Raw genomic sequence first — 1,534 nt, 5'->3', positions numbered from 1 at the left:
GCGCTGCTCGGCATGACCGCGTCCTACGGCATCGGACTCGCCTGGTTGCGCCGGTTCGGTGTGGGCAGCGGACAGGACCCGACGACCGTGGCCACCGTCCAGCTGACGCTGGCCGCCGTCCTCATGCTCCTGGTCGCGCCGGTCATCGCGACCGGTCCGGTGCGGCTGGACTGGAGGATCGTGGCCGCGATGGTCGCGCTCGGCGCGGTGGGCACCGGGCTCGCCTACGCGTGGAACACCCGACTGGTCGGGGCATGGGGCGCCGGTCGGGCCTCGACGGTGACCTACCTGACGCCGGTCGTCGGCGTGGCGCTCGGGGTCGTCGTGCTCGGCGAGCCGCTGCGGTGGAACGAACCGGTCGGCGGGCTCGTCGTGCTGCTCGGGATCGCGCTCGCGTCCGGGGCGCTCCGGGGTCGTCGCAGCGCGGCGCGCAGCCGACCCTCGGTACGCTCGGCGGGGTGAGCCACCCCTCGACCGCGCGGCTGCTGTTCGCGTCGTCGCACCCCGGCCCGACCGTGACGGTGACGGTCCTCGCGACCGTGATCGCCGCGGCCGTCGGGCACCCGGTGTGGCTCGTCGTCCTCGTCGCGCTCGCCGTCGTCGTCGGGCAGCTCTCGATCGGACTCGCCAACGACTGGATCGACGCCGACCGCGACCGTGCCGTCGGCCGCACGGACAAGCCGGTCGCGCAGGGGCGGATCGCCGTCGGCACCGTCCGGCGCGCGGCGCTGGTCACCGCGGCGGCGGCCGTCGCCCTGTCGGTCCCGCTCGGACCGGTCGCCGGCATCGCGCACGTGGTGCTCGTCGGCGCCGGGTGGGCGTACGACGCGGGACTGAAGCGGACGGTGTGGTCGGTGGTGCCGTTCGTCGTCGCGTTCGGGCTGCTGCCCGTCGTCGCGGTGTCGGCCGGGGGTGCGGGGTGGTGGCCGGCGTGGTGGGCGATCGCGACCGGCGCGGTGTTCGGCGTCGCGATCCACTGCACGAACGTCCTGCCGGACCTCCTCGACGACGCGGCGACCGGTGTCCGGGGCTTCCCGCACCGACTGGGGCTGCGCGGGGCCGGGGTCCTCGCCTTCGGGGCGCTCGTCGTCGCGGCGGCGCTCGTGCTCGGCGGGCAGCTCGGCGGGCCCGGTCCTGCACGCGGGTCCGCGGTCGTGCTGGCCGTGGCGGGGACGGTCGTCGTGGTGGTGTCGGCCGTGGTCGGCGTGCGGCTCGTGTTCGCCGGTCGTCCCACCCGGACGCTCTTCCGGCTCGTCATCGCGTCGTCGCTCGTGCTCGTCGTCGAGCTCGCCGTCGCGGGCGCCCGGCTCGTCGCGTGACCCGAGGGAGCGGCGGTCGCGCGGGCCGCGCCGGTCACGGTCGCGCGGGCCGCGCCAGTCGCGGTCGTGCCGGTCGTGCCGGTCGTGCCGAACCCGCCGGCCGCGTCGCTCGCGCCGGAGCCGCCGGTCGCGTGAGCGGCCCCGGCCCCGGCCCCGCACCGCGAGGATCCGCTCAGGCCCACCGCATCGCGTAGAGCCGCGCGAGCGCCGATGCC

2 protein-coding genes are annotated in these 1,534 nt (G+C 77.0%); both read left to right on the top strand.

Annotation, left to right across the window (positions count from 1 at the left end; genetic code table 11):
* Positions 1-462 (top strand): DMT family transporter (locus I59_RS17775; protein WP_022905027.1); only part of this gene is annotated, 462 nt, incomplete at its 5' end.
* Positions 459-1,319, top strand: a complete 861-nt coding sequence (locus I59_RS17770; protein WP_022905026.1) for a UbiA family prenyltransferase — start codon at positions 459-461, stop codon at positions 1,317-1,319. The genes I59_RS17775 and I59_RS17770, both read left to right, overlap by 4 nt.
* Positions 1,320-1,534: the final 215 nt, after the last annotated feature.

This window comes from Curtobacterium sp. B8 (assembly GCF_000333315.1).
In the GTDB taxonomy this organism is placed as follows: domain Bacteria; phylum Actinomycetota; class Actinomycetes; order Actinomycetales; family Microbacteriaceae; genus Curtobacterium; species Curtobacterium luteum.
Note: the sequence above shows the minus strand (reverse complement) of the source record. Positions and strands in the feature narration are given on the sequence as shown.